Source organism: Nocardiopsis sp. B62 (assembly GCF_018070675.1).
In the GTDB taxonomy this organism is placed as follows: domain Bacteria; phylum Actinomycetota; class Actinomycetes; order Streptosporangiales; family Streptosporangiaceae; genus Nocardiopsis; species Nocardiopsis prasina.
In genome coordinates this window covers 140,513-163,806 of sequence record NZ_JAGPXK010000009.1, presented here as the reverse complement: position 1 = coordinate 163,806, position 23,294 = coordinate 140,513, and the positions used below count along the sequence as shown (strand labels likewise).

Below are 23,294 nucleotides of genomic sequence, written 5' to 3'. Positions count from 1 at the left end.
GCCGTGACCGGGGAACCGGGCTGTCAGGGCTTGCGGGCCACTCCGCCGTACTGGTCCAAACCGCGGCGGGCGCTGAGCTCACCCTCCAGTGGGCGCCACCGGGGGCAGGGCACCACACCCGGCTCCAGCAGCTCCAGGCCCTCGAAGCGAGCGGCGACCGCCTCCGGGCTGCGCAGGCGGTAGGGGTCGTCGCCGTGCTTGTTGCCCGCCTCGATGGCCTCGTTGTAGGCCTCGTTGGTGTTGGTGCCGTCGTAACTGGCCAGGTAGCTGCCGGAGGGCAGCGCGTCCAGCAGCTTCCCGACGATCGGCTGGAGCTCCTCGTCCGGGACGTGGCCGAGCACGCCCATCAGCATGAGGGCGATGGGCTGATCGAAGTCCAGGGTCTTCGCGGCCCGCTCCAGGATCGCCTCGGGGTCACGCAGGTCGGCGTCGATGTAGTCGGTGACGCCCTCGGGGGTTCCCACGAGCAGGGCGCGCGCATGCGCGAGCACGAGGGGGTCGTTGTCCACGTAGACCACCCGGCATTCGGGCGCGATCCCCTGGGCGACCTCGTGGGTGTTGTTCGCGGTGGGCATCCCGGTGCCGATGTCGAGGAACTGGCGGATCCCCGCCTCCTCCGTCAGGTGGGTCACCACGCGGTTCAGGAACTCCCGGCTGGTGCGGGCCAGGTCCACGATCTCCGGGAAGGACTCGGCCACCTGGTCACCCGCGACGCGGTCGATCGGGTAGTGGTCCTTGCCGCCCATCCAGTAGTTCCAGATCCGGGCCGAGTGCGTCCGGGTGGTGTCGATGGGAGAGGGCCGGTCGAAACCGCCGGCGGGGGGCTGGGAGGAGCCGTCGGACATAGGAGCATCTACCTCTACACGCAGGGGGCCGCGCCACGCGGCCGGGCGGTCTCCGACCGTCTCGGGACGGCGGTACCTCCCAGCCAGAAGCCGTTCGCCCCAACCATAGGGGAAACCGACCCGAACGGACGGATGGGAGGTATGCGTGCTCTCCGACCCCGCACGCCAGGACGCCACATCCCCACCACCCCTCCGGGCAGATGCCCACCCCTTGTGGGCATTCCGGCCCCTTGGAGAACCGAGGGACACCGCAGGCAGGCTGCCCTTTCGTCTGCGAACCCCTCGATCGCTTCGGCTCGATCCATCCACCCAGACTCCGTTGACGCGTTCACCGGCACATTCCGGGACGCGTTCAACTGGCACATGCCGGATCTGCTCCGCGCCGACGACCGGTCCGCGCTGGTCGGGGATCCGTGTCCGGGGCCCGTGTGCTTTCGTCTGGTGGCGGGCGACGGTCCAGCGAGGCGCGGTGGCGGCTCATGGAGGCCGCTCCACACCGGGGAACGACGTTCCTTGGCCCGCTCCGAGCGGGACGGGCGCATGTTCCTCCGGTTCGCCACGGGCGGGACGTTCACCCGGGAGCACCACGTGGTCGAGGCTGGAAGGCCCTCCGGGGGGCGGTCACGGCGTGACCGGAGGGCCGCGCGGGGTCAGGCGGGGCGGTCGCGGAGTTCGCGCTTGAGGATCTTGCCCGAGGCATTGCGGGGCAGCTCGCTGACCAGCCGCACCGTCTTGGGCACCTTGAACGGCGCGAGGTGGCGTCGCACGTGCGCCACCAACTGCTCCGGCAGCGCCTCGGTGTCGGCGTCCGCCGCGGGCACCACGTGGGCCGTCACCGCCTCGATCCACTTCTCGTCAGCGGTCCCGACCACAGCGGCCTCGGCCACCCCGGGATGCGCGAACAGCACGTCCTCGATCTCGCGCGAGGCCACCAGCACTCCGCCGGTGTTGATGACGTCCTTGATCCGGTCGACCACCTCGATGTAGCCCTCGGCGTCGGCGCGCACCAGGTCACCGGAGTGGAACCACCCGTCCCGGAAGGCCTCCTCGGTTTCCTCCGGCTTGTCCCAGTAGCCCAGGCACAGCTGTGGTGACCGGTAGACCACCTCCCCGAGCTCACCCGGGGCGACCTCCTCACCGTTCTCGTCCACCACGCGCAGCTCCACGAACAGGACGGAACGCCCCGCGGAGGCGGGCCTGGCCCCGTGCTCCTCGGGGCGCAGAACGGTGGCCAGCGGGCCGATCTCGCTCTGGCCGAAGCAGTTGTAGAAGCCGAGGTCGGGCAAGGCAGCGCGGAGCCGGTCCAGGACCGGTCCGGGCATGATCGAGGCGCCGTAGTAGGCCTTGCGCAGGCTGGACAGGTCGCGGTCGTCGAACGAGGGGTGGTTGGCCATCGCCACCCAGAGCGTGGGGGCGGCGAAGAAGGCCCCGTGCCCGTCGGCCTCGATCCGGTTCAGCAGGTCCCTGGGGTCGGGTGCCTCCACCAGGGTGTTGCGGGCACCCACCGCCAGCCATGGAAGGAGGAAGACGTGCAGCTGAGCGGAGTGGTACAGGGGCATCGCGTGCAGCGGGTTGTCCCCGGCGTCCAGGTCCAGCCCCACCAGGCACGAGAGGTACTCGTGAACGAGCGCCCGGTGGGACATCATGGCGCCCTTGGGTCTGGAGGTGGTGCCGGAGGTGTACAGGAGCTGGACCAGGTCGGTGTCGACCACCTCCGCGTCCAGATCGGGAACCGGGCCCCGCGTGGCCTCCTCCAGCAGCGAGCCGGGGGCGTCGCGCAGTTCCAGCACCTGCTCGACGCCGGTCTCGGTGCGCAGTTCGTCCACGGCCGAGCGCAGCGCGGGGTCGACCAGGGCCACGGTGCTGCCGGACTGCTCCAGCAGGTAGGCGAGCTCCGTGCCTTTGAGGGCGAAGTTGATGGGCACGTGCACCAGCCCGGCCCGCGCACAGGCCAGGAAGCCGATCAGGTAGGCGTCGGAGTTCCTGCCGTAGGCCGCGACGCGGTCCCCCTTGACCGCGCCCGTCGCCAGCAGCCGCGCGGCCGCCCGGGTGACCGCGTCGTCGAGTCCGGCGTAGGTCCACTCTCGGTCGCCGAAGACCAGCGCGGTGTTCGCGGGGGTTCTGGTCGCGCTCCGCCGGAGGATGTCGTCCACACGGCTGGAGGTCGTCAATGCGGTCATGGCACCTGTCTCTTCCCGTAGGTACGGCCCGGTGGGAGCCGGGCCGCGCACACGGAAGCCATCCTCGTGCCCCACGCGTCAGACCGGCAAGACGTGGCGCCGTGATTCCGGCCTGGTCGGTGTTCGACGACGTCGACCACCCGGCGTGGCGCCCTCAAGGCGATTCTGACCTGCCTCCGCGCAGTATCGCCCGGATCACCCGGTCGCGGGCGCCGATCAGGCTCCCACCGGGCGCGGCCTCCTCCGGCTCCGCACGGTGGTGGGTGGATCCCGACCTCCCAGGCAGCCGCTCCTGCGGCGGCCCCGCTAGGCCCCGAACCGTTCGATCGCCGTTCGTGCCGTCTCCAGTCTGATTTGCCTCACCTGGGCGAAGAGCGCGAAGTCCTCGGGGTGTTCCTCGATCAGGCGCTCCTGTGCCACCGCCTCCGCGTCGCGCCAGATCTCGACCACCGAGACGTCCTCCTTGCAGGCCACGTCCACCGCCGCCACCTCGGTCTCCTCCGTTGACGGATCGCCCTCCCCGCCACTCCAGCGCGCGTCGATCGGTGCCTCGGACGGCGTGGGGTAGTCGAAGCCCCGGTCCGCCATGCACGCGCTCCAGGCAGCGAAGGCGTCGACCACCTCGGGTGCGCTTCGAGAGGTCTCGAAGCCGGTCTGGATGAAGGAGTTCAACCGGTCGTGGTCCATGTCCGGGACACCCGCCATGATGTCCCGGCCCGCCTCCGGGAGGCACCCGGCCGCGCTCTCGCTCCCGTAGGCCACCCGGTGCTCGGTGGCCAGGAGGGTGAGCCGGTCCTCCCGTACCTCCTCCACGAGGGCCTCGTCCGCTGACCCGGGCGGCGCGCCGTACCCGTACCGCTCGGCCACCTCCGACTCGATCACTCCGTATCGACCCCGGTGCGGGGGGTCGGTCCCCTCCTCCTCGGGGTCGGGCAGCACTCGCCAGTCCATGCCGTGCTGGCGCATGCAGTCGCGCACGAGCAGGTCCTGCGCGTAGTCGAGCGTGCGCATCTCGAAGGGGGAGAGCGTGTACTCGTCGAAGGGAAGGGACAGCGACCGTACCCCTTCCTCAGCGGGGAGGTAGCGCTCCCCGCCTCCCCCGTCGTCCTGGACGCCACAGGCGGCGAGACCGACGGCAACGCACAGCGCTCCGGTCACCCGAAGAAGTCTGTTCATGGTTCTCCACCGGAAATGGTGCCGAGAAGGCCGCGCTGGCGCCCGACTCTCCCGGCACACCGATCACCAGACCCGGACGGAGCTGATCTTGTTGTCGAATCCGTTGTCGGTCAGGTCCTTGTCGGACGAGTTCTTCTGGGCGTAGTAGGAGGGCCCCTTGTAATTCGCGTGCTCGTAGAAGGAGGCGTTGCTGGACTTCTGGTTCTTCATGGAACTGGCGTTGTCGTTGACGCTACGGCAGCCCGAGCCGCTCCAGCAGTTGCCAGCCAGGTTGCTGTCGCTGCCGGAGGTCCGCCAGGACCCGCCCTTGAAGTTGTCGTGCTCGTAGAGGTAGATGTAGGTGGCCTGCGCCTCGACCAGGGGGACGCTCGCGGCCGAGGCCGTCGGAGCCGTGCCGAGGACACCGGCGACGGCGAGGGCGGCCACCATTGCGGCGGCGGTGAACAATCGCTTCCTGACAGACATGGGGTTCCCTTGGTTGGATACACCGACAACTGCCACGACCGGCATTTACCGATCGCACTCCTTCGTGTTCACCATTGACGTTAGGCGAGAAGCTCGAGCATGGAAAGAAAAAGCCTTGGCCACATCGGGCCGCCGCCGCGTCACATTACGCAGATCACATACTATTTTGGGGCAATCTGCATAAAAAATGATGCGCAACGGGCATTACTGAATTCCATGGTGTCTGTTATTCGGCAGAGAGGTCAGGTGCGGGTGTGGCGGCCGTTCGTCCAGGAGCGGGGCCCCTCACCTGGCGACACACCCCCGACCGTTGGAGGGGATCCCCACGTTCCTTCGACATCATGAACGGGCACCGGGCATCACGGAGGGTCGACGCGGTCCCCCCGATCGGACGACCGAAGGAAGAACGAACATGAACCTGACCCTGAACAACGGTGTGGAGATGCCCGCGTTGGGCTTCGGCGTCTTCCAGACCCCGCCCGAGGTCACCGCCGCGTCCGTCGCCGAGGCCCTCAGCGTCGGCTACCGGCTCATCGACACCGCCGCCGCGTACTTCAACGAGCGTGAGGTCGGCGAGGGCATCCGCCGTTCGGGCCTGGACCGGTCCGAGGTGTTCGTCGAGACGAAGGTCTGGATCAGTGACTACGGTTACGACCGGACCCTGCACGCCTTCGACAAGAGCGCGGGCAAGCTCGGCGTCGAGCAGATCGACCTGCTGCTGCTCCATCAGCCGGTCCCCACGAGGTTCGACGACACCGTCGAGGCCTACAGGGCACTGGAGACGCTGCTGGACGACGGGCGCGTCCGGGCAATCGGCGTCAGCAACTTCATGCCCGGGGTCCTGGCCGACCTGCTCGAACGGACCGACGTCGTACCCGCGGTGAACCAGATCGAGGTCCATCCCTACTTCGTGCAGTCCGACGCCCAGGCCGCGGACACCGAGCAGGGAATCCTGACCCAGGCGTGGTCACCAATGGGCGGCATCACCAGTTACCGGGGCCACGGTGAGCGGTCCACCTTCGACGACCCGGTGATCCGGGAGATCGCGGCGGCCCACGGCAGGACGCCCGCGCAGGTCATGCTCCGCTGGCACCTGCAGGAGGGCCGGTCCGCGATCCCGAAGTCGGTCAGGAGCGAGAGGATCGCCGCGAACTTCGACGTCTTCGACTTCGAGCTCACGACGGACCAGCTCACCACGATCGACGCACTCGACACGGGTGTCCGGGGAGGCCCCGACCCCGTGTCGGTCACCCCCGAGGCCTTCGGGCGTGACATCCCCGAAGCCTGAGCTCGGGGGGCTCCCCCGCTCACACCGTCGTGCGGAAGGGGCCCCGCTCGTCGTGGATGGTCCACAACCGGTCCGCGAGGGCCTCGGGCGCGTAGCGGGGGTCGCCCCCTCCGATCGCTCCGGGGATGATGAGCTGTCCGACGTGGATGTTCACCGGCGCGAGGGCCTCGTGGAGCATGTGTCCGTAGGCGGACTCCCCCGCGAACGCCGTCGACGTACCGGCCACGTTCCCGTTGGGCGTCGCGGCGCTGGAGCCGTTGACCAGCAGGATCGTTCCGTGGCCGAGCTCGCCCATTCCGGGCAGCACCTGGCCGACGGCGGTGGCCGGGCCGAGGACGGAGAACTCCACCGCCGCGGCCAGGTCCTCGGGGGTCGTCTCCAGCACCGGGCGGAGGAACTCGCGGCTGGGCACCGGGCTGTACTGGAGCACCTCGATCGCCCCCAGATCCGCGGCCGCGGACTCCAGCGCACGGGTCAGGGAGGGCCGGTCCCGCACGTCGGCCCCGTAGCCGCGCGCTTCGATCCCCTCCGAGGCGAGGTCACGTGCGAGCTGGTCGAGTCCTTCCTGGTTGCGGGCGACCAGTGCGACGGAGAACCCCTCGCGTCCGAACCTCAGAGCGGTGGCGGCGCCGAGGCCGGGACCCGCGCCGATGATCGCGATCGTGCTCATGACGTCTCCTTCTTCGATCGGCTGGTGCTGGTGGCGAAGGCCAGGGCCGCTGTGTACTGGTGGTCGGTGACCGGCTCCAGCCAGGTGGTGCCGTCACCGTGGCCGTCCCCGACCACCAGGGCCAGGTGCGACATGAACGCCTCGTCGGTGGCGCCGTGCCAGTGCTCCTCTCCGGGCTGGCACCGGACGGTCTCGCCCGCCGAGGCCCGCACGACCGCGCCGTCACGGGTGCCCACCAGCGCGACACCGTCCGTGACGTACAGGATCTGGCCCAGAGAGTGGGAATGCCAGTTCGTTCGTGCTCCGGGGGTGAAGCGCACCAGCGCGGCGGCCAGGCGGGCCGGTTCGGCGGGGGCCTCGATCATGTTCAGGTAGACGTCGCCCGTGAAGCGTTCGGACGGTCCCCTGAGGGTCGCGGTGCCGGTGACGTGTTCCAAGACGGTCCTCCCGTGGTGCGGTCCGGCGGTGGTCGGTTCCCATGGTCGTGCCCGCGTACGCCGTTGACGCGTCGCGGGACGGCGGGGCGGCCGCCTCTTGACCGTGGTTTTGCCCTGGTGCGCGGGGCCGCCCTCACGGGTGTGACTCGTCGACGGACCGTTCGGCCCGGAACTCGCTGGCTCCCCAGGAGGCGAGCAGGCTCATCCGTTCGGCCGAGGCCGACCCGGGCTCGGCGGTGTACACGGTGAGGGTCAGCCCCGGCTCGGCGGCCAACTCCATCCCCTCGAAGGCCAGGGTCATCCCACCCACGACGGGGTGTTCGAAGGTCTTGAATCCGGTGCCGTGCTGACGGACGTCGTGCGCGCCCCAGAGGTGACGGAACTCGTCGCTACGGGTGCAGAGTTCACCGATCAGGTCGTGCAGCTCCTTGTTGTGCGGGTCCCGGCCCGCTTCCGTGCGCAGGATCGCAACGGTCACCTCCGCGAACATGTCCCAGTCCGGGAAGAAGGTCCGGGCGCGCTCGTCGAGGAAGGTGAACCGTGCGACGTTGGGCGGCTGCCCCGGCATCTCGTAGACGTCCCTGTAGAACGCCCGGGCCAGCGTGTTGACCGCCAGCAGGTCCATGCGTCCGTTTCGGACGAAGGCGGGCCCGGCCGTGATCGCGTCGAGCGTCCACTGGAGGCTGGTGTGCGGGGTCCAGCTCTTCGCGCTCCGCCGTTTGGGCGGCCGCGCCACCGGGCTCGCCGCGTGCGCGAGGTCGAACAGGTGCGCCCTCTCGGCGTCGTCCAGGCGCAGTGCCTTGACGAGGCTGTTGAGCACCTCCGGGGAGGCTCCGCTGATCGCTCCGCGCTCCAGCCGGGTGTAGTACTCCACGCTCACACCGGCCAGGGTCGCGACCTCGCTGCGGCGCAGACCCTTCACGCGACGCTTCGCACCGGCTGGCAGCCCGACGTCCTCGGGGCTGATCCGGGCGCGCCGCGAGATGAGGAATTCACGCACTTCCGCTCGGTTGTCCATACCAGCCACCGTAGGCCAGGGCTCTGGCGTGAGGGAGACCCTCTCAGTACCCCCACCAGCCAGGATTCCCCCATGGGTGGGGAGGGCGGCTGAGTGCGTGGTCCTGCCGCATCACGGACTGCGTGAGGCGGTTCAGACAGTCCCCGAACCCCCCGGCGGCGCGTGGGGAGCTCCGGGCCGAGGTCACCACCGGCAGGTCGCAGGGGCGGCTCACACAGTGGCCCCGGCGCACCAGCTCCGCGACCAGGGCCTGGTCCTCGGAGAGGCGCAGGGCCTCGAAGCCACCACAGGCAAGATAGGCGGAGGCCCGCACCCCGAGGTTGGCCCCATGGACGTGGAGGTGCTCGTTGCCCCGGACGACCGGATAGGTGCGCGCGAAGTGCTCGGCCAGCTCGGCGGGGCGCCCGGACCAGTCAGTGACCTCGACGGTCCCCGCCACGGCGTCGGCGGTCCGGGCCAGAGCCAGCTGCGCCGCTATCCAGTGCTGCGGGACCACACTGTCGGCGTCGGTGAAGGACAGCCACAGGTCCTTCCCGGACCGGTGGTGCGCGAGTTCGAGCGCCAACTCCACGCCGGTACGCCGTACCGCTCCGACGTTGCGGTACGCGACCTCCACCACGTGGGCTCCCTCCTCACGGGCCAGCGTGGCTGTCGCGTCGGTGCAGTCATCGGCGACCACCACCACGCGGCGGTGCCACGGGGGCACCCCACAGTGGCGCAGGGAGTTCCGAACCGACCGCAGGCAGGCCACGATGGTCTCCGACTCGTCATGCGCGGGAATCACCACGGCGACAGCCTCCATCAGGCCAGCCCCTCGCGTTCGGCGACGGAGCGTGGCCCGCGCGTGTCGGAGCGCTCGTACACCCCGAGCATGAAGTCCCGTTCCACGTGCAGCACCGTCCGGTCCAGTCCCGGCACGGCGTCGAGTGCCCGGTGCACGTCGTCACCGGACCGGACGTGATCGTCGACCGGGTGTCGCCAGTGCACGGCGACGACCGTGCCGTCCCCGGTCAGCGATCGGGCGGTCCGGGCGAACACGGTCGCGAGGTCGGTGTCGTCGAAGTAGTAGAGGAGTTCGGAGAGCACCACGAGGTCGAAGTCTCCCCCGGGCCACTCCTCGGGGACCGCGGCGTGGACGACCTCCACGTGGTCGGCGCCGGTCAGGTCCCGTCTGGCCAGGGAAGCCGCCTCCGGCACGACCTCCCATGCCAGGACCTCGTCGCAGCGCTCCGAGAGCGCCTTCGTGAGCGCACCGATCGCGCACCCCGGTTCGAAGGCCCGCGCGTACCTCTGGCGGGGCAGCGACGCGATCGTGAGCGCGCGTTTGCGTGCCTCGTACCAGCGGCTCCGGAATCCCCACGGGTCCGTGGCCCCCGCGTACATGGAGTCGAAGTAGTGCCGTCCGACACTCACCGGAACACCACCTCCCGGTCCCGTCGGAAGTGCGCGAGCATTCCCTCGTCGAGCACCGGCCGGTCCCGCGCCGACGGACCGGTCGGCTCGGTCTGCGTGGTGAAGGCGCCCAGCGCCCGTTCCTTGCGCCGCCGCGTGCCGGGGGGCAGGTCGATCCCCCGCGCCCGCTCCCAGGGCACTGACTCGTCCGCGGGACGGGCCCAGTGCCACATCCACACCGGATAGCTGACCAGCGTCGGCCGCCCCGGGCCCCGGACGGTTCTCGACGGCTGGACCCCGCCGCGGACGGCGTCTCGGGTCGCGAGGCCGGTGGCGCGGTGGTCAGGGTGCAGATCGCCCGCCCAGGACGTGACACAGAGCTGGGCGCCCGCGCACAGGTCCGTGAGGTGTGCGGTGAGGAGGGAACGGTGTCGCGTCACCTCACCGTCCGGGAGCCCCAGCCGCACGACACGCACGTCTCCGGCTCCCAGCATGGACAGCGCTCGCGCCCTCTCCTCTGCACGTGCCGCGACCAGGCCCATCGGGGCGAGGGCGCAGCCCTCGGGATGGGATCCCTCTCCGTCGGTGACCGCCACGACGGTGATCCGCGTGCCGAGCGCCGCCAACAGCGCCAGTCCCCCGCCGAATCCCAGCGTCTCGTCGTCGGGGTGGGGCGCGACCACGACCGCGTCCGCGATGCCCGTGAGAGCGAACGCGGGCAGCCGTCGCAGGAGGCCCCACTCCCGCCAGAGCCGTTCCGGGGTCCCCTCGGCGTCTATCGGGTGGACGCCGGAGCGCGTGTCAGAACTCATGGGGTACGTCCTCCTTCGTCGCGGAGAGCCCACCCAGCTCGGCCAGGTCGCGGTCGGCGTGGTGCTGCCGCAGGTACACGGCGAGGTCGGCGGCGGCGCGAGCGTACTCCGGGTCAGCGGCCGGCGGCCCCGCGCCCAACGCCTCGCCGGTCCGTCTCAGGACATCGCCGCAGACCCCGGCCACGACCGCTCGGGCGCGGGCCGTGCGGGGCGCGGCCCGTTCCAGGGCGTCCTCGGGGTCGGCGTCGATCTCGTCGGCCGCCCGTCCCAGGACCGCCGCGGCCGCGTGGAGGTCGCGGTCCACGCTCCCCCACGCCGTCCGTGTGTGGACGTCGGCCGTCTCCCGGGCGGCTCTTGCAGCCAGGGGAGCACTCACCGCCACCGCGCCGCCCAGCCAGCAGGCGGCCACCCCAACGCCCCCGTGGTGGAAGCCGGGTCGTCGGACGTAGGCGCCCGGACTCCCGACCGCCTCGGCGGGGACGTCGTCGAACCCGAACGTCAGGGTGTCGCTGGCCGCCATGCCCGCGCTGGCCCACGTCCCCTCCACCGGTCCCGCCCCTGCCGTGGCGACAGCGAAGAGGCGGCGTTCGCCCTGGTCGACCTCGGCGCTCACCAGGGCGTGCGTGCACGTCCGGGCACCGGAGCAGAAGGGTTTCACTCCGCTCAACCGCCAGCTCCCGTCGACGGTCCGGGCCGTCACGTTGGGCCCGGGAGGGTGGGCCGCCCACACCCCCCACAGTTGTCCGTGCCGGGGCGGCGCGGCGCCGAGTTCGGCGAGGATCGCCATGGCGTCCACGTGTCCCTCCGCGAGCCTGGCCAGGGACAGATCCTCACGCGCCAGGTCCCGAAGCACCCGCCAGCGGCGCCGGGTGTCCCCGCCGCCCGGCAGGGGCAGGTCGAGGTCTCCGGAGCGCACGGCCCGGGCGAACGACGCCGCGACCCGTCGCCGGTGTTGCTCAGGAACGTCCTCCTCGCGTGTCCGCTCCCGGCCGTTCACCGGTGCGGGCGGAGTCGATCGGCTCATACGCCCTCCCTGGCCGCTCGTCGGGCCCGCACCCCCTGGCGACGGAGTGCGGACCTTCGCGCTCTCCACTGGCGAGTGACCCGGCGCCGGTCCCGCCAAACACGCGCGGAGGCGATCTTTACCCGGCACGGCCGGCTCGGCCGGTTCGGACCCGGTCACGGGTGGACGCGTTCGGGCCGCTCACGAGAGAGGATCCGCCACGCCACATGGCGGCCGGGGCGGCGCGCGGAGGTCCTCCTCGCGGGCTCCGAGCGGGTCCTTGTCAGCCCGCGGTCCCGCCCGTCCCACACCCGGGTCAAGGGAGCCCATCCGGCGTGAATCGCTCCAGAGGTGAACGAGCCCGCCTCCGAAGGGGTTGGGTGCCTCACTGCCACCACGCAGGCGGTCATGGCCGCCCAACAGGTCCACAACAACGCCTCAAGTCCTGACATGAGAGGTTCTCCCAAGTCTCCATCCAGGGCACTCTGGCCGTGACGTACCGCGCGCCGACCAGGTCGGCCGGGCCCCGCAGGCAGGCGATCCCGCCAGGAAGCAGCAGAACACCGCGCTTTGGCTCCACCGCACACACGTGACTGGTTGTGAGGTTCACATGCGTCCGAACACGACGAGGTCCGCGCCGGTGTCCTTCGACGGCTCCGGAACCGTGGAGGAACCGCCCGGGGACGCCTCGGCCGAGGAGATCCTCCTGGAGCTGCGGTCTCTGGAGGAGGGCAGCGCCGCCGCCGTCCGACTCAAGGAACGGATCGTGGCCCACTACCGACCACTGCTGAACCGGATCGCCCGACGCTACGGAGGCCGGGGCGAGGAGATCGAGGACCTGCGGCAGACGGCCCACCTGGGGCTGGTCAAGGCCATCCAGGGCTTCGACCCCGGCCGGGGCAAGCCCTTCGTCTCCTACCTGCTGCCCACGGTCACCGGGGAGATCAAGCGTCACTTCCGCGACCACACGTGGTCGGTGCACACGCCCCGCGCACCCCAGGCGCGCCGCCCGTTCCTGCGCCAGGCCAGGCAGGACCTGGAGCAACGCCTGTGCCGCCAACCGTCCAACGAGGAGATCGCCCAGGAGATGGGAGTGACGGTCGCCGACGTCGAGGAGACACTGCTGGTCTCGGAGGCCTACAACACGTTCTCGCTCAGCGCTCCGGATCCGCGCGGTGAGGAGTCGTCCAACGCCCTGGAACGGTACATGGGGGTCCGCGACCCGGGTCTGGACCTGGTCGTGGACCGGCAGGCGGCCCGCTCCGTCCTGACCCGGCTGACGCCCCGGGAGCGGCTCATCCTGCGGCGTCGCTACTTCGACGGCTGGAAACAGGCGCGCATCGCGGGCGAGGTGGGCTGCTCGCAGATGCACGTGTCCCGGCTCCTGTCAGGGGCCCTGGAATGGATGCGCGCGGAACTGTCCGAGGGGGACGCCCCGCCGAAGGGGAGCCCCCGTTCCTGACACCTGGCCCTGATCATCGGCTGCTCCGCCGTCTTGGACAGCTCCGGTCAAGGACCCGCTGTCGGACAGGACCGGGAGAGCGTGTTCACCGAAGCAGGCGGGGCGCGAACACGCGACTCCATTCAGGAAACAACTGTTACCCTTACTCCATGCGTGGTCCCCGCCTGCCTCCCGTATGGCTCCTCCCCCTGGTGCTGGCCGCGTTCACGGTCCAGACGGACGATTTCGTGATCATCGGCGTGCTCCCGGCGATCGCCTCCGCCGCGGCCGTCTCGGAGACCGCCGCCGGACAGCTCGTCACCGTCTACTCCCTCGTCTACGCGCTCACCGCGCCCCTGTGGGCGGTCCTGTTCGCCCGGGTCCCCCGAAGGAGGGCGCTCCTGGGAGCGCTGGCGGTGTTCGCGGCGGCCAACGTCGCCGTCCCGCTGGTGAACGGCTACCCGGCGCTGATATCCCTGCGCGTGGTCGCGGCGCTCGCCGCGGCCGTGGTCCTGCCCACCTCCCTGGCTCTGGCGGGCACCCTCGCCCCACCGGAGCGCCGGGGCCGCCATCTGGCCGCCGTCATGACCGGTCTGACCGGCGCGGTGCTACTCGGCGTCCCCCTCGGGACGTGGATCGGCGCCCTGTGGGGTTGGGAGTCCACCTTCGTTTTCTGCGGGTTCCTGGGGCTGGCCGCTCTGATTATGGCCGCCCTCGCCCTGCCATCGGTGGTCGTCGAGGAGGACCACCGGACGCTGACCGACCTGGTACGGCCCCTGGTCGACCGGACCGTGGCGATCGTCCTCGCCGTCACCGTCCTGACCGTGGCCGGGAACCTCGCCTTCCAGACCTACGTCGCGGTGGTGCTGTCCGGGCTCTCCGGCGTCACCCCCGTGGTGCTCGGCGTGCTGCTGGTGTGTTCCGGGGTCGGCGGGCTGCTGGGGGCGCAGGCCTCCGGGCACCTGGTGGACCGGATCGGGGCACTGCCCACCCTGCGATGCTCCGTGGTGCTCTTCGCTCTCACGATGTCCGCGCTCGCCCTGCTCTGGCTGGCCCGCCCGGCTCCGCTGTGGGTGGTGACGCCCCTGCTCGTGGTCTGGTCCGCCGCGGCCTGGGCCGTGCCACCGAGTCTCCAGACGCTCATGCTGGACCGCGCGGGCACGCGCGCCGCGTCCCAGGCGATGGCCGTACACAGCGGGTCGGTCTACGTGGGGGCCGCCCTGGGCGGTGTCCTCGGCGGCGCGGCGGTCGCCGCGAGCCCCGGCCTGGTCCCGGTGGTGGCGGCGATGTCGGCGGGCGTGGGACTGCTGCTCAGCATCGCGTTCACCCGCGCCCCGGACCGGGTTGTCCACAGGCGTTAGGGGCGCCCCTTGCGGGGTTGCGTCCCATCGTCATACGTTTTGCCTGATCCATCGGGCTGGGCTGAACCAGGAGAGACATGAAGATCCTTGTCGTGGGTGCGGGAGCTGTCGGCGGCTACTTCGGCGGGCGCCTCGTCCAGGCCGGTCGCGACGTCGACTTCCTGGTCCGTCCCGCCCGCGCCGCCTTCCTGAGGGAGCACGGACTCAACATCCGCTCCGTGGAAGGCCACACCGAGAACATCCCCGTCCGTCCGGTGACCAGGGACGAGCTCACCGACGACTACGACCTCGTCCTGCTGTCGGTGAAGTCCTACGGCCTCGAGGGCGCCGTCGAGGACCTCGCCCCGGCGGTGGGCCCCCGGACGGTGGTGGTCCCCTTCCTCAACGGCATGCGCCACCTGGACGTCCTGGTGGATCGGTTCGGCCCGGACCGGGTGTACGGCGGGGTGTGCATGGTGATGACCCGCCTGGACGAGGACGGCGGCATCGTGGAGGTGGGGAAGCTGGGCGAGCTCGTCTACGGCCCGCTCTCCGACTCCCCTGTGGTGGACCTGGACCGGGTCCACACTGCCCTGGAGGGGGCCGGGTACACCGCACGCCCCACCAAGGACATCCGTCAGGAGATGTGGGACAAGTGGGTCTTCCTGGGCAGCCTGGGCGCCGTCACCTGCCTCATGCGCGCGCCCATCGGCAGGGTCAACCGCGCCCCGGGCGGTTCCGAGTTCAGCGCGGGGACGTTCGCGGAGGCCATCACCGTGGCCACCGCCGCCGGGTACCCGCCCAGCGACCGGATCAGGGGGTTCGCCGACAAGGTCATCTCCGACACCGAACGCGACACCTCCACGTCCATGTACTGGGACCTGACCCACGACAACCCGGTGGAGGGCGACCACATCGTCGGTGACCTGGTCGCCAGAGGCCGCGAACTCGGGGTGCCCACCCCGCTGTTCTCCCTGGCCCACACGCACCTGAGCGTCTACTCGGCCGCGCGGGGTTGAGGGGGCGGCCGCCGGGGGGCGTCCCCGGCGGCCGATCCCGGTCAACCCTTCAGCGCGCCCGCCATGAGGCCGCGCATGAAGTACCGCCCCAGCACCAGGTAGATGAGGAGGGTCGGCAGTGAGGCGAGCACCGCCGCCGCCATCTGCTGGTTGTAGGGCACCACCATGGACCCGGCCACGTTGTTCAGCTGCACCGTCACCGGCCAGCTGTTGGGCCCGGTCAGGAACACCGCGAAGAGGAAGTCGTTCCACGCGGAGGTGAACTGCCAGATCAGTGTGACCGCGAACGCCGGTGCCGACACCGGCAGCACCACGTGGGCGTACGTGCGCAGCAGACCCGCGCCGTCCACCCGTGCCGCCTCGATGAGGGACCCCGGGATGCTCGCGTAGTAGTTGCGGAAGATGAGCGTGCAGATCGGGATGCCGTACACCGTGTGCGCCAGGATGAGCGGGAACAGCCCGCCCATGAGCCCGGCGCTCACCAGCATCTGTTGGAGGGGGATCATCACCGCCTGGTAGGGGATGAACATCCCGAACAGGAACAGCGTGAACACCGTGTCCGCGCCGGGGAAGCGCCAGCGCGCCAGCACGTAGCCGTTCATCGAGCCGAGTACGGCCGAGATGACCGCGCTCGGCACCGCCATCAGCACGCTGTTCCACAGTCCCGGGGCCAGCGACGACCAGGCCGTCGACCACCCCTCCAGGCTCCAGTTGCGCGGCAGCAGCCACGCCTGGGCGGCAGTGGCCTCGTCGAAGGGCTTGAACCCGGTCACCGCCAGCACGTACATCGGCAGCAGGAACAGGGCCGCGAGCACGAACAGCACGGTGAACTTGACCGCCTGCCCGCGTCGCGTGGTCCCGGACGCGCCGCCGCCGGGGGCGACCACCCGCTCGGGTGCGCTCTGGGTCATCGGCCCTCGCTCCGTTCCTTGCGCACGGTCCACACCAGGTAGGGGATGACGAACACGGCCACCGCGAACAGCAGGTAGGACGCGATCGTGGCCCCCTTGGCCGGGTCGCGGACCTCGAAGACCATCGCCCACATGTACACGGCGGGGACGTCGGCGACGATCTGTTGGCCCGCCACCGCGATGATCAGGTCGAACACCTTCAACGACATGTGTCCCAGGATGATGACGGCGCTGAGGACGACCGGGCGCAGCTGCGGCATGACCACCCGCCAGTACACGCCCCATTCCGAGCACCCGTCCACGCGGGCCGCCTCACGCAGCTCCTCGGGCACCCCGCGGAACCCGGCCAGGAACAGCGCCATGACGTACCCGGCCAACTGCCAGACGGCGGGCAGCGCCATCGCCGCCATGCCGAAGTCGGGCGCGGTCCACCAGTCGTTGACCAGGAAGTCCATGTTGAGGTGGACGAACAGGGCGTTGAGCCCGGTGGCGCGCTCGGCGGGCGCCGGGTTCATGAGCCACCGCCACACGACACCGGTGGCGATGAAGGAGACGGCCATCGGGGCGAGGAAGAGGGTGCGAAACACCGCCTCGCCCCGGATGCCCTTGTCCAGCAGCAGGCCCAGGAGCCAGCCCAGGAACAGCGCGCCGCCGACGAACACCACGGTGAACACCACCGCGTTGCTCACGGCGGCGGGCCACCGGGCCTCCTGCCACAGCTGGACGAAGTTGGTCAGCCCCACGAAGGAGCCGTCCTGGATCGGGGCGTGCTTGTCGCTCAGGGCGAGCTGGGTGTTCCAGCCGATCATGCCGTAGACGAACACGCCGATGAGCAGGATCGACGGGGAAACCATCAGCAGGCCCGGGAACCACGTGCGGGCCCTGGTCAGTGCCCGTCGGAAGCGTGTCGGGTGCGCGCGGGTTCCCGGTACGGGACGTTTCGGGTGGCCGGGGCCGCCGTGCGCGGCGGCCCCGGGTTCTGTGGACGCGCTCATTCGGACTGGGCGGCCTCGTGCAGGGCCGCGTTGAGTTCTTCCAGGTCCCCGCTCTGGAGGTAGAGGCCCACCGCGGTGTCGATGTCGTTCTTCCACCGGTTGCCCACGGTCACCCCGTGCCAGAACGATCCCGCCAGCTGTGGTCCGGCCTGCCACTCGGCGAGGGCGGACTCCAGGTAGGGGCTGTCCGCGTAGTTGGCCGGGTCGGCGTCGGAGCGGGCCGGGATGGAGCCCTTGAGGGGGTTGAACAGGTCCTGGCCCTCCTGGCTGGCGACGAGTTCGAGCCAGGAGTAGGCGTTCTCCTCGTTGGGGGCGCCCGCAGGAAGGGTGAAGCTATCCGACAGCCACATGTACGTGCCGTCCGTTCCGGGGGAGGGAGCCCAGTCGTAGTCCTCTCCGGGGAGCGCTCCCAGTTCGTCGAAGTACCCGGCCGCCCAGTCGCCCATGACGTTGAAGGCGGCCTCGCCCTCGGACACCCGGCGCGAGGCCTCCTGCCAGTCCTCGGCGGCCGACTCCTCCTGGGTGTGGGACATGATCGTCTCGAAGGTCTCCAGCGCCTCGGCCACCTCCGGGGTGTCCCAGGCGGCGCCCGGCTCCCACAGGGCGTTGTAGGCGTCGGTGCCCAGCGATCCCAGCAGCACCGACTCCAGCAGGTGGTCGACGGTCCACTGGGCGCCCACCGCCATGGGGATCGCGTCGGTCTCGGCGTCCACGGCCTCCAACGCCTCGACCAGCTCGTCCAGGGTCTCGGGCGGGCCCTCGACCCCAGCCTCCTCCAGCAGCGAGGGGTTGAACCACATCACGTTGGACCGGTGGATGTTCACCGGGACCGAGTAGACGCTGTCCTCGTAGGAGATCTGCTCGACCAGCTGGTCGGGGTAGGCCTCGCGCAGTCCCTGTTCGTCGAAGAAGTCGTCCAGCGGGGCGAGGTAGCCGGCCTCGATGTAGTCCTGGAGGGAGGCCCCCGCGTGCCCCTGGAAGGAGTCCGGCGGGTCCTGGCTCTGGAGCCGTCCCTCCAGCACGGCCTGGGCGTTGGTGCCCGATCCCCCGGCGACGGCGGCGTTGACGAACTCGATCCCCTCGTTCTGCTCCTCGAAGCGTTCGATGAGCGCGTTCAGACCGGCCTCCTCACCTCCGCCGGTCCACCAGGAGAAGACCTCGACCCGGTCTCCGGCCCCGCCTCCGCCCCCGCAGGCCGTGGCCAGGAGTGTGAGCCCGAGCCCCGAGGCCGCAATCGACCACCGCCGTGAACGCATACGCATCCCTCTCCGGGCGGCCGCCCCGTCCACGGTGACGCACCGCCCCAAGTGTCACAAGTCACCGAAAATCCGATTTCGCCATCCTTCGCAACCCCGGCGACCTAGGTCAAGGGCGGGGCGGATCACGAATCGGAGACGCACCCGCGGTGACGGGACACGCCGAAGCGACACTGTGAGCGGGATTCGTCGCGACCCTCGCGTGACCTGTGGTGTTCCGCCTGCCCGGCCCCGAAGCCGCCGGGCGCCCCGCACGGCACGCCACAGCGGTTGGCACAATCACGGCATGTCAGTCCTTGACCGAGCCGCCCTGCGACGCCTGGCGCTCCTCCCCCCGGCCTGTCTCCTCCTGTCCTCCTGCGTGCCCGACGGCGGTGCGGTGGGTGCCGTGGCCACCGGCCACTTCTCCGCGCGCCACCAGTTCCCGGTGGTCCTGGTGTCCTGGTGCGGGGAGAGTCCACCCGCGCGAATCGACCTCGCCTCGCAGGACCACGGCTGGCGGCTGAACGCCACCCGTGAGTTCGAGGGCGACCACCTGGAGGTGGACCTGGGGGCGCCCGGCGAGGACTGGACCATCACCGACCTGGACGGGGAACCGGCCTACCGGGTGGTGCCGGACTCCCCGGAGACCGAGTACACCCTGGGAGTGACCTCCGCCGCCGCGCTGGAGAACGACGCCGAGCACGACATCGCCACGCTGGGCTTCGACACGGAACTCCTGGCCGCCGACGACGGCGTGTACCTGGGCACGCACACCAGCGGTGAGGGGGCGCTCGTGGGCACCGACGAGTTCCCGCCCGAGTGCTGAGTCAGTGCGCGCCGGGCAGGTGGCGGCGCCAGGACACGGTGACGGCCAGGGCGCACAGGAGCGCCAGGCCCGTTCCGACCGCGAACATGGTCGGATACCCGAACCATCCGGTGAGCGCCGACAGGGCCGCGGGGACGAAGAACCCCAGGTAGGCGAGCGAGTAGTAGACGGCGGTCAACCCGGCCAGACGGTCGGGTCCCGCGATGCGCTGGACCTCCTGGAGGCCGGACACCAACAGCAGACCGTAGGCGGCGCCCAGCACCGCCGCCGCCACCAGCGCGGCCGGGATCGTGAGTGCGGCCGAGGCCCACACCGCCAGGGCCATGCCGACGGCGGCGATGCCCAGGGCGACGAGGATCGCGCGCGAGGACCGCGGGCTGTCCACACGCTTGGCCACCTGCTGGCTGAGGACCCCGCTGGCCAGCGCCACCATGCACAGCAGCCCGGAGAAGCCGACCTCGTAACCCGGCACCCGGTGGGCGAGCAGGTTGGGCAGGATCGCGTAGGCACTGGCGGACGTTCCGAAGACCCACGGTGCCATGGGCACGACCACCAGCAGGAACCGGCGGTGCAGTGCGACAGGGACTCGCAGGTCATCCAGGAGCCGGCCGGGCGCCCTCCCCCTGCCGTGGGTCTCCGGGACCCGCGGCAGGGCCGCCGCGAGCAGCAAGGTGATCACGATGTTGACCGCGTAGGGCAGGACGGCCGGCATCGGCGCGAACTGGGCAATGGCGGCCGCGACGACCGCGCCGAGCAGGAATCCGAGGGTGAGCGCGAGCGAGGCACGCACCGCCCCGGACCCGGCTGTGGCGCCGGTGTCGTGGGGCGGCTGGGACAGCTCCTTCACCCAGCTGGTGCCCACCGCCATGACCAGGCCGAGGGCCAGACCGGAGAACACGCGCCCGGCGAACAGCAGGGCGACCGACTCCGATCCCAGGGCCAGCAGCCCGCTGCCGATCACGCACAGGATCGGCGCCGGGAACAGAAGGGGGCGGCGTCCGTGGCGGTCGGAGAGCGGCCCGCCCACGAGGAGGGCGGGCACGATGCCCAGGACGTAGGCGCCGAGCAGGATGTTGACGACCTGCACGCTCATACCGCTCTCCAGGCGGTACATGACCAGGAGCGGAGTGAACTCGTTGCCGCCCCACGCGACGGCGAAGAGGGTGCCGCAGACGGCGAGCCAGCCCGGCAGGGCTCGGCGCCGCCCGGCTCCGGTCCGTGCGTGCGGGCTTGGTCTGTGGGCCTCGATCGTGGCCATGGCTGCTGCTGCTTCCTCGGAGTTCGGGTTCAGGGAACGGGGGGCGGGGGCGGAGGCGGGTGTCACACGGTGGAGCCGTGGATGTCGCTCAGGTGCTCGGCGGTGGCCCGGGCGTAGCCCTCGGCGTCGCCCTCCTCGATGAGCCGGGCCAGCCCGGCGTGCTGCGCGAGGACGCGTTCGGCGCGGGTGGTGTCGTCGCTGATCGACTGCGTGGTCATGCGCCGGTGGCGGTCCTGGAGGAGCTGGTGGAAGCCCTGGAGGATCGAGTTTCCGCCCGCGGCCACCACCTCCCGGTGGAACTCGACGTCGGCCCGGGTGAAGGCGGCGAGGTCGTCCTCCTCCCAGGCGCGCCGCTGTTCCTCGGTCACCTCGCGCAGGCGTCGGACCAGCCGCTCGGAGCCGCCCGCCGAGGCGCACACGGTGCGGACCGCCGCGGACTCGATGATCTGGCGCGCCTGGAGGACCTCACGGAACTCGTGCGGCGGGACCGGGCGCACCATGGCGCCGCGTTTGGGGTACAGGCGCATCCACCCCTCTGCCTGGAGCTGGAGGAAGGCCTCTCGCACGGGGGTGCGACTCATCCCCAGTTCGGCGGCGACGCGGCCCTCGCTGAGCATGCTGCCGTCCTCGAACTCCCCGTCGAGGATGCGGTTCCGCAGGACGTTATAGGCCCGTCCCGCCGCCGACTCCGGCTCCGTGGCCGCTCCCACCACCGGTTCTCCTCCGCCGACACCGCTCGCGCTCACTGGACCTCCCGGGGGTTGGATACAACATAGATACTAGTTGTGTGCCAGCCTTCCCTGAGCCGGTGTCCCCTGTTCGGCGCATCACACGGAGCGGGATTACCCATCAGCCGAGGCCCCCGAAGAGCACCACGACGGTCGCGCGACGAACCCGCCTTCTATTCGGCCAGACCCCTACCCTGTCCAGCCAGGTGAATCATGTCGTGGAGCGTGAGAATGGCGGCCTGATGTTCTTCCGCCAGTTCAGCGTTCTCAGCACACCAGAGGCTCACGGCCCTGTTGGCGGTCACGGTCCGTCGAGTAATCTCCGCACGAGTGCTCCGAGTCCCTCCCTGGATAGCCGACTTGAGGAGTTCCCTGAAGACTTCTCCCTGAGCACACCTTCGAACGGCCAGGGGAATCCATTTCTCCGCAGCGCGGGCAACCAACTCCTCATTCGACGTGTCCAGCAGAGCACTCCACATCCAGGCAATCGCCACACCCACGCGATCCGCTTCCACCGAAGATTCAGCACGATTCAAGAGCCGAAGCGAGCCATTTTCTTCTAGTGAATTCAGTTCACGAACCACGAAACCACAGGCCACATTCTCCCTGTTATCGTCAGACCCTCCGATCCATCCAACCACTTCCAGAACAAGTGGATACCATGCGGAATCAACTCCCGCCAAAGCCACAAGGGAGTTTTCGACCTGAGCTCGCACGGATCCGTCTTCCGCACCCGCCAGGTGCCTGAGGCGAACCAGAGCAGAGGTGATATTCACCCTACCCAATCGCTCACACACGAGCGCCACAGCCTTCGCCTGCATGGGAATCACAGGATTCTTAGCGATCGTATAGAGGCGAGCCCTCATGCGCTTGCCAAAGGTCGGCGCCGATGCCACGTGAGCAGCAAAGGCCACTGCCATGGACAAGGTGCCGGATTTCTCCATCCAGAACCTGAAGGCTCGCACATCCCATTCTTCAGATCCATTTCTAATGAGCAACTTGGCCCACCTGGCAGCCAATTCCTCTGCCTGCTCTGTAGATATCTCAGTGCGCTGACGAGTGGACCACTCAAGGAGCTCCTTTCGCATTCTTGGATGCTGAACCCAAACGTAGTCAAGCACTGCTGAACCATATTGGTATCCGTCGAAACCGACTGCGCCGTCAGCCGAACAGGTCGCACCGACCATACGGAGGGCAGCGGCGACACCGGACCCAGCCAGTCCTCCGGCATCACCGCAGGATCGCCCCAGGTCCTCGGCCATACGATCAGCGGAGGAGAGCACGGTAACGGCATCCAAACCCTCGAACATGGCACAAGAGATCAGGACGATGCGAGACCATACCCCACCCTCGCCCCGGTGGCCATCGAACCAGTTCTCAATTTCCTGACCCCACCTCCCGTGCGCGGCCAGCGATGAGGAGACCCAAGCGTCGAGATCCGCTTCGAAACGGGGATGGCACTCAGCGGAAATGCGAGCCAGTCGCACGGCTGACTCAGGCGTCGCGGAATCCAGGACCTCGACTACATCGCGCCGAGACACCCAGGCGCTCGCCGACTCCCCAGTCAGGTGTTCCAGGTGGGAGGCGAACACCCGAACACCGGACACGGGCTGCATCACCAGGGGTGAACTCTGGAAGCCCTCCTTGCTACGCTGCCCCGGCCTCAGAACCACCAGTACGACGCAGCCCATACTCTTGGCCTGAATCCAGAAATTCATGATCTTTCTCTTGGCGTCATCGAAAGATTCACCCAGGCTGGAAAGATCAATAATGTATCCCAAGCCCGACTGATGCGGGATACGCGAAAGCTGCCCCAACTCTTCAGCCTCCAACAGGAGGTAGCGCACTGAGAACCCGTTACGAACCAGGAGGGTCACGGCGGTGATCTCTCTACCGCTCCCCGGATTTCCGACGATGTAGCCATAGCGCCGCTTGGAGATTCCCCGACTCGCCCGCTCGAATTCGGACTCGCTCTCGACCACATGGACGCTCGCCAGGTAGTCCAAATACTCCTCAGGGTATCTTGAGGGTTCCAGGTGTTTGACGTCTCCGAAGTATATATTCCCGTAGACGTCCCTGGCTTGGAGAAGCTGTGCGATGTACGAGGCGTCGTGGACCTCGTTCCAGACAGCACCGCTGCCTTTCACGAAGAACTCGTGTTTTCCGTTTTCGGCCACACGATGGGGGTCTCGTGGTTCAGCGCTCATCTTTCCCGTCCGCTCACGGTTCACGCACTCAGGTCGGTGCACGAC

At 69.7% G+C, this 23,294-nt stretch carries 22 protein-coding genes; 5 read left to right on the top strand and 17 right to left on the bottom strand.

The annotated features are described in order from the left end of the window. Positions 1–23: 23 nt before the first annotated feature. The 4 genes from KBX21_RS12790 to KBX21_RS12775 form a co-directional block, all read right to left on the bottom strand. Positions 24–845, bottom strand: coding sequence for an SAM-dependent methyltransferase (locus KBX21_RS12790; protein ID WP_049573386.1), 822 nt, complete (start codon positions 843–845; stop codon positions 24–26). 650 nt (positions 846–1,495) lie between these two features. Further along, positions 1,496–3,025: a fatty acyl-CoA synthetase gene (locus tag KBX21_RS12785; protein ID WP_049573384.1), complete on the bottom strand. Its 1,530-nt coding sequence runs from the start codon at positions 3,023–3,025 to the stop codon at positions 1,496–1,498. A 306-nt stretch (positions 3,026–3,331) separates the two neighbouring features. Further along, entirely contained in the window at positions 3,332–4,201 is an 870-nt protein-coding gene (locus KBX21_RS12780; RefSeq protein ID WP_210842018.1) for a hypothetical protein, read from the bottom strand. Positions 4,202–4,264: 63 nt separating this feature from the next. Continuing rightward, positions 4,265–4,666 (bottom strand): peptidase inhibitor family I36 protein, encoded by a 402-nt coding sequence (locus tag KBX21_RS12775; RefSeq protein ID WP_210842017.1) that lies wholly within the window; start codon positions 4,664–4,666, stop codon positions 4,265–4,267. A gap of 412 nt (positions 4,667–5,078) precedes the next feature. On the opposite strand from KBX21_RS12775, the gene KBX21_RS12770 reads away from it, so the two are divergent. Continuing rightward, positions 5,079–5,954, top strand: a complete 876-nt coding sequence (locus KBX21_RS12770) for an aldo/keto reductase (protein WP_210842016.1) — start codon at positions 5,079–5,081, stop codon at positions 5,952–5,954. Positions 5,955–5,973: 19 nt separating this feature from the next. Here the strand turns inward: KBX21_RS12770 and KBX21_RS12765 are convergent, their stop codons facing one another. The 7 genes from KBX21_RS12765 to KBX21_RS12735 form a co-directional block, all read right to left on the bottom strand. Beyond that, positions 5,974–6,624, bottom strand: a complete 651-nt coding sequence (locus KBX21_RS12765) for an SDR family oxidoreductase (RefSeq protein WP_210842015.1) — start codon at positions 6,622–6,624, stop codon at positions 5,974–5,976. After that, entirely contained in the window at positions 6,621–7,061 is a 441-nt protein-coding gene (locus KBX21_RS12760) for a cupin domain-containing protein (protein ID WP_210842014.1), read from the bottom strand. Before KBX21_RS12760 ends, KBX21_RS12765 begins: the two co-directional genes overlap by 4 nt. A gap of 133 nt (positions 7,062–7,194) precedes the next feature. Beyond that, a complete protein-coding gene (locus tag KBX21_RS12755; RefSeq protein WP_049573370.1) occupies positions 7,195–8,079 on the bottom strand; it encodes a helix-turn-helix transcriptional regulator in 885 nt (294 codons plus the stop codon). 43 nt (positions 8,080–8,122) lie between these two features. Then, positions 8,123–8,881, bottom strand: coding sequence for a glycosyltransferase family 2 protein (locus KBX21_RS12750; RefSeq protein ID WP_049573368.1), 759 nt, complete (start codon positions 8,879–8,881; stop codon positions 8,123–8,125). After that, on the bottom strand, positions 8,881–9,492 hold the full coding sequence (locus KBX21_RS12745; protein ID WP_210842013.1) for an SAM-dependent methyltransferase: 612 nt from the start codon (positions 9,490–9,492) through the stop codon (positions 8,881–8,883). The genes KBX21_RS12750 and KBX21_RS12745 overlap by 1 nt, the downstream gene beginning before the upstream one ends. Beyond that, positions 9,489–10,283 (bottom strand): PIG-L deacetylase family protein, encoded by a 795-nt coding sequence (locus KBX21_RS12740; protein ID WP_049573365.1) that lies wholly within the window; start codon positions 10,281–10,283, stop codon positions 9,489–9,491. The genes KBX21_RS12745 and KBX21_RS12740 overlap by 4 nt, the downstream gene beginning before the upstream one ends. Further along, on the bottom strand, positions 10,273–11,307 hold the full coding sequence (locus KBX21_RS12735) for an acyl-CoA dehydrogenase (RefSeq protein ID WP_247665631.1): 1,035 nt from the start codon (positions 11,305–11,307) through the stop codon (positions 10,273–10,275). The genes KBX21_RS12740 and KBX21_RS12735 overlap by 11 nt, the downstream gene beginning before the upstream one ends. 589 nt (positions 11,308–11,896) lie before the next feature. Here KBX21_RS12735 and KBX21_RS12730 point away from each other — a divergent pair. The 3 genes from KBX21_RS12730 to KBX21_RS12720 all read left to right on the top strand — a co-directional run bounded on the left by KBX21_RS12730 (position 11,897) and on the right by KBX21_RS12720 (position 15,086). Then, positions 11,897–12,748 (top strand): sigma-70 family RNA polymerase sigma factor, encoded by an 852-nt coding sequence (locus KBX21_RS12730; RefSeq protein WP_210842012.1) that lies wholly within the window; start codon positions 11,897–11,899, stop codon positions 12,746–12,748. A gap of 149 nt (positions 12,749–12,897) precedes the next feature. Beyond that, entirely contained in the window at positions 12,898–14,088 is a 1,191-nt protein-coding gene (locus KBX21_RS12725) for an MFS transporter (RefSeq protein WP_210842011.1), read from the top strand. 77 nt (positions 14,089–14,165) lie between these two features. Then, positions 14,166–15,086: a ketopantoate reductase family protein gene (locus KBX21_RS12720; RefSeq protein WP_210842010.1), complete on the top strand. Its 921-nt coding sequence runs from the start codon at positions 14,166–14,168 to the stop codon at positions 15,084–15,086. A 41-nt stretch (positions 15,087–15,127) separates the two neighbouring features. Here KBX21_RS12720 and KBX21_RS12715 read toward each other — a convergent pair whose 3' ends face one another. Genes KBX21_RS12715 through KBX21_RS12705 form a run of 3 tightly spaced genes read right to left on the bottom strand, consistent with a single transcriptional unit; the run spans position 15,128 to position 18,248 of the window. Next, entirely contained in the window at positions 15,128–15,997 is an 870-nt protein-coding gene (locus tag KBX21_RS12715) for a carbohydrate ABC transporter permease (RefSeq protein WP_017547151.1), read from the bottom strand. Beyond that, positions 15,994–16,992 carry a carbohydrate ABC transporter permease gene (locus tag KBX21_RS12710; protein WP_049573351.1) on the bottom strand — a complete coding sequence of 333 codons (999 nt, stop codon included), beginning with the start codon at positions 16,990–16,992 and terminating at the stop codon, positions 15,994–15,996. The genes KBX21_RS12715 and KBX21_RS12710 overlap by 4 nt, the downstream gene beginning before the upstream one ends. Then, positions 16,989–18,248 carry an ABC transporter substrate-binding protein gene (locus KBX21_RS12705; protein WP_049573346.1) on the bottom strand — a complete coding sequence of 420 codons (1,260 nt, stop codon included), beginning with the start codon at positions 18,246–18,248 and terminating at the stop codon, positions 16,989–16,991. The genes KBX21_RS12710 and KBX21_RS12705 overlap by 4 nt, the downstream gene beginning before the upstream one ends. A 286-nt stretch (positions 18,249–18,534) precedes the next feature. Between KBX21_RS12705 and KBX21_RS12700 the strand changes: the two genes are divergently transcribed. Beyond that, positions 18,535–19,056 carry a hypothetical protein gene (locus tag KBX21_RS12700; RefSeq protein ID WP_049573343.1) on the top strand — a complete coding sequence of 174 codons (522 nt, stop codon included), beginning with the start codon at positions 18,535–18,537 and terminating at the stop codon, positions 19,054–19,056. 1 nt (position 19,057) lies between these two features. On the opposite strand, the gene KBX21_RS12695 is transcribed toward KBX21_RS12700, so the two are convergent. The 3 genes from KBX21_RS12695 to KBX21_RS12685 form a co-directional block, all read right to left on the bottom strand. Continuing rightward, positions 19,058–20,314 (bottom strand): MFS transporter, encoded by a 1,257-nt coding sequence (locus tag KBX21_RS12695; RefSeq protein WP_049573340.1) that lies wholly within the window; start codon positions 20,312–20,314, stop codon positions 19,058–19,060. Positions 20,315–20,376: 62 nt separating this feature from the next. Then, entirely contained in the window at positions 20,377–21,060 is a 684-nt protein-coding gene (locus KBX21_RS27120; RefSeq protein ID WP_049573336.1) for a GntR family transcriptional regulator, read from the bottom strand. Positions 21,061–21,215: 155 nt separating this feature from the next. Beyond that, complete coding sequence (locus KBX21_RS12685) at positions 21,216–23,219, bottom strand: hypothetical protein (RefSeq protein WP_210842009.1); 2,004 nt, start codon at positions 23,217–23,219, stop codon at positions 21,216–21,218. Positions 23,220–23,294 lie beyond the last annotated feature (75 nt).

Excerpts from the sequence above, each read along its gene's own strand:
- KBX21_RS12790 (WP_049573386.1), bottom strand. The coding sequence starts at position 845 with ATGTCCGACGGCTCCTCCCAGCCCCCCGCCGGCGGTTTCGACCGGCCC.
- KBX21_RS12785 (WP_049573384.1), bottom strand. The coding sequence starts at position 3,025 with ATGACCGCATTGACGACCTCCAGCCGTGTGGACGACATCCTCCGGCGG.
- KBX21_RS12780 (WP_210842018.1), bottom strand. The coding sequence starts at position 4,201 with ATGAACAGACTTCTTCGGGTGACCGGAGCGCTGTGCGTTGCCGTCGGT.
- KBX21_RS12775 (WP_210842017.1), bottom strand. The coding sequence starts at position 4,666 with ATGTCTGTCAGGAAGCGATTGTTCACCGCCGCCGCAATGGTGGCCGCC.
- KBX21_RS12770 (WP_210842016.1), top strand. The coding sequence starts at position 5,079 with ATGAACCTGACCCTGAACAACGGTGTGGAGATGCCCGCGTTGGGCTTC.
- KBX21_RS12765 (WP_210842015.1), bottom strand. The coding sequence starts at position 6,624 with ATGAGCACGATCGCGATCATCGGCGCGGGTCCCGGCCTCGGCGCCGCC.
- KBX21_RS12755 (WP_049573370.1), bottom strand. The coding sequence starts at position 8,079 with ATGGACAACCGAGCGGAAGTGCGTGAATTCCTCATCTCGCGGCGCGCC.
- KBX21_RS12750 (WP_049573368.1), bottom strand. The coding sequence starts at position 8,881 with ATGGAGGCTGTCGCCGTGGTGATTCCCGCGCATGACGAGTCGGAGACC.
- KBX21_RS12740 (WP_049573365.1), bottom strand. The coding sequence starts at position 10,283 with ATGAGTTCTGACACGCGCTCCGGCGTCCACCCGATAGACGCCGAGGGG.
- KBX21_RS12735 (WP_247665631.1), bottom strand. The coding sequence starts at position 11,307 with ATGAGCCGATCGACTCCGCCCGCACCGGTGAACGGCCGGGAGCGGACA.
- KBX21_RS12730 (WP_210842012.1), top strand. The coding sequence starts at position 11,897 with ATGCGTCCGAACACGACGAGGTCCGCGCCGGTGTCCTTCGACGGCTCC.
- KBX21_RS12725 (WP_210842011.1), top strand. The coding sequence starts at position 12,898 with ATGCGTGGTCCCCGCCTGCCTCCCGTATGGCTCCTCCCCCTGGTGCTG.
- KBX21_RS12720 (WP_210842010.1), top strand. The coding sequence starts at position 14,166 with ATGAAGATCCTTGTCGTGGGTGCGGGAGCTGTCGGCGGCTACTTCGGC.
- KBX21_RS12715 (WP_017547151.1), bottom strand. The coding sequence starts at position 15,997 with ATGACCCAGAGCGCACCCGAGCGGGTGGTCGCCCCCGGCGGCGGCGCG.
- KBX21_RS12710 (WP_049573351.1), bottom strand. The coding sequence starts at position 16,992 with ATGAGCGCGTCCACAGAACCCGGGGCCGCCGCGCACGGCGGCCCCGGC.
- KBX21_RS12705 (WP_049573346.1), bottom strand. The coding sequence starts at position 18,248 with ATGCGTTCACGGCGGTGGTCGATTGCGGCCTCGGGGCTCGGGCTCACA.
- KBX21_RS12700 (WP_049573343.1), top strand. The coding sequence starts at position 18,535 with ATGTCAGTCCTTGACCGAGCCGCCCTGCGACGCCTGGCGCTCCTCCCC.
- KBX21_RS12695 (WP_049573340.1), bottom strand. The coding sequence starts at position 20,314 with ATGGCCACGATCGAGGCCCACAGACCAAGCCCGCACGCACGGACCGGA.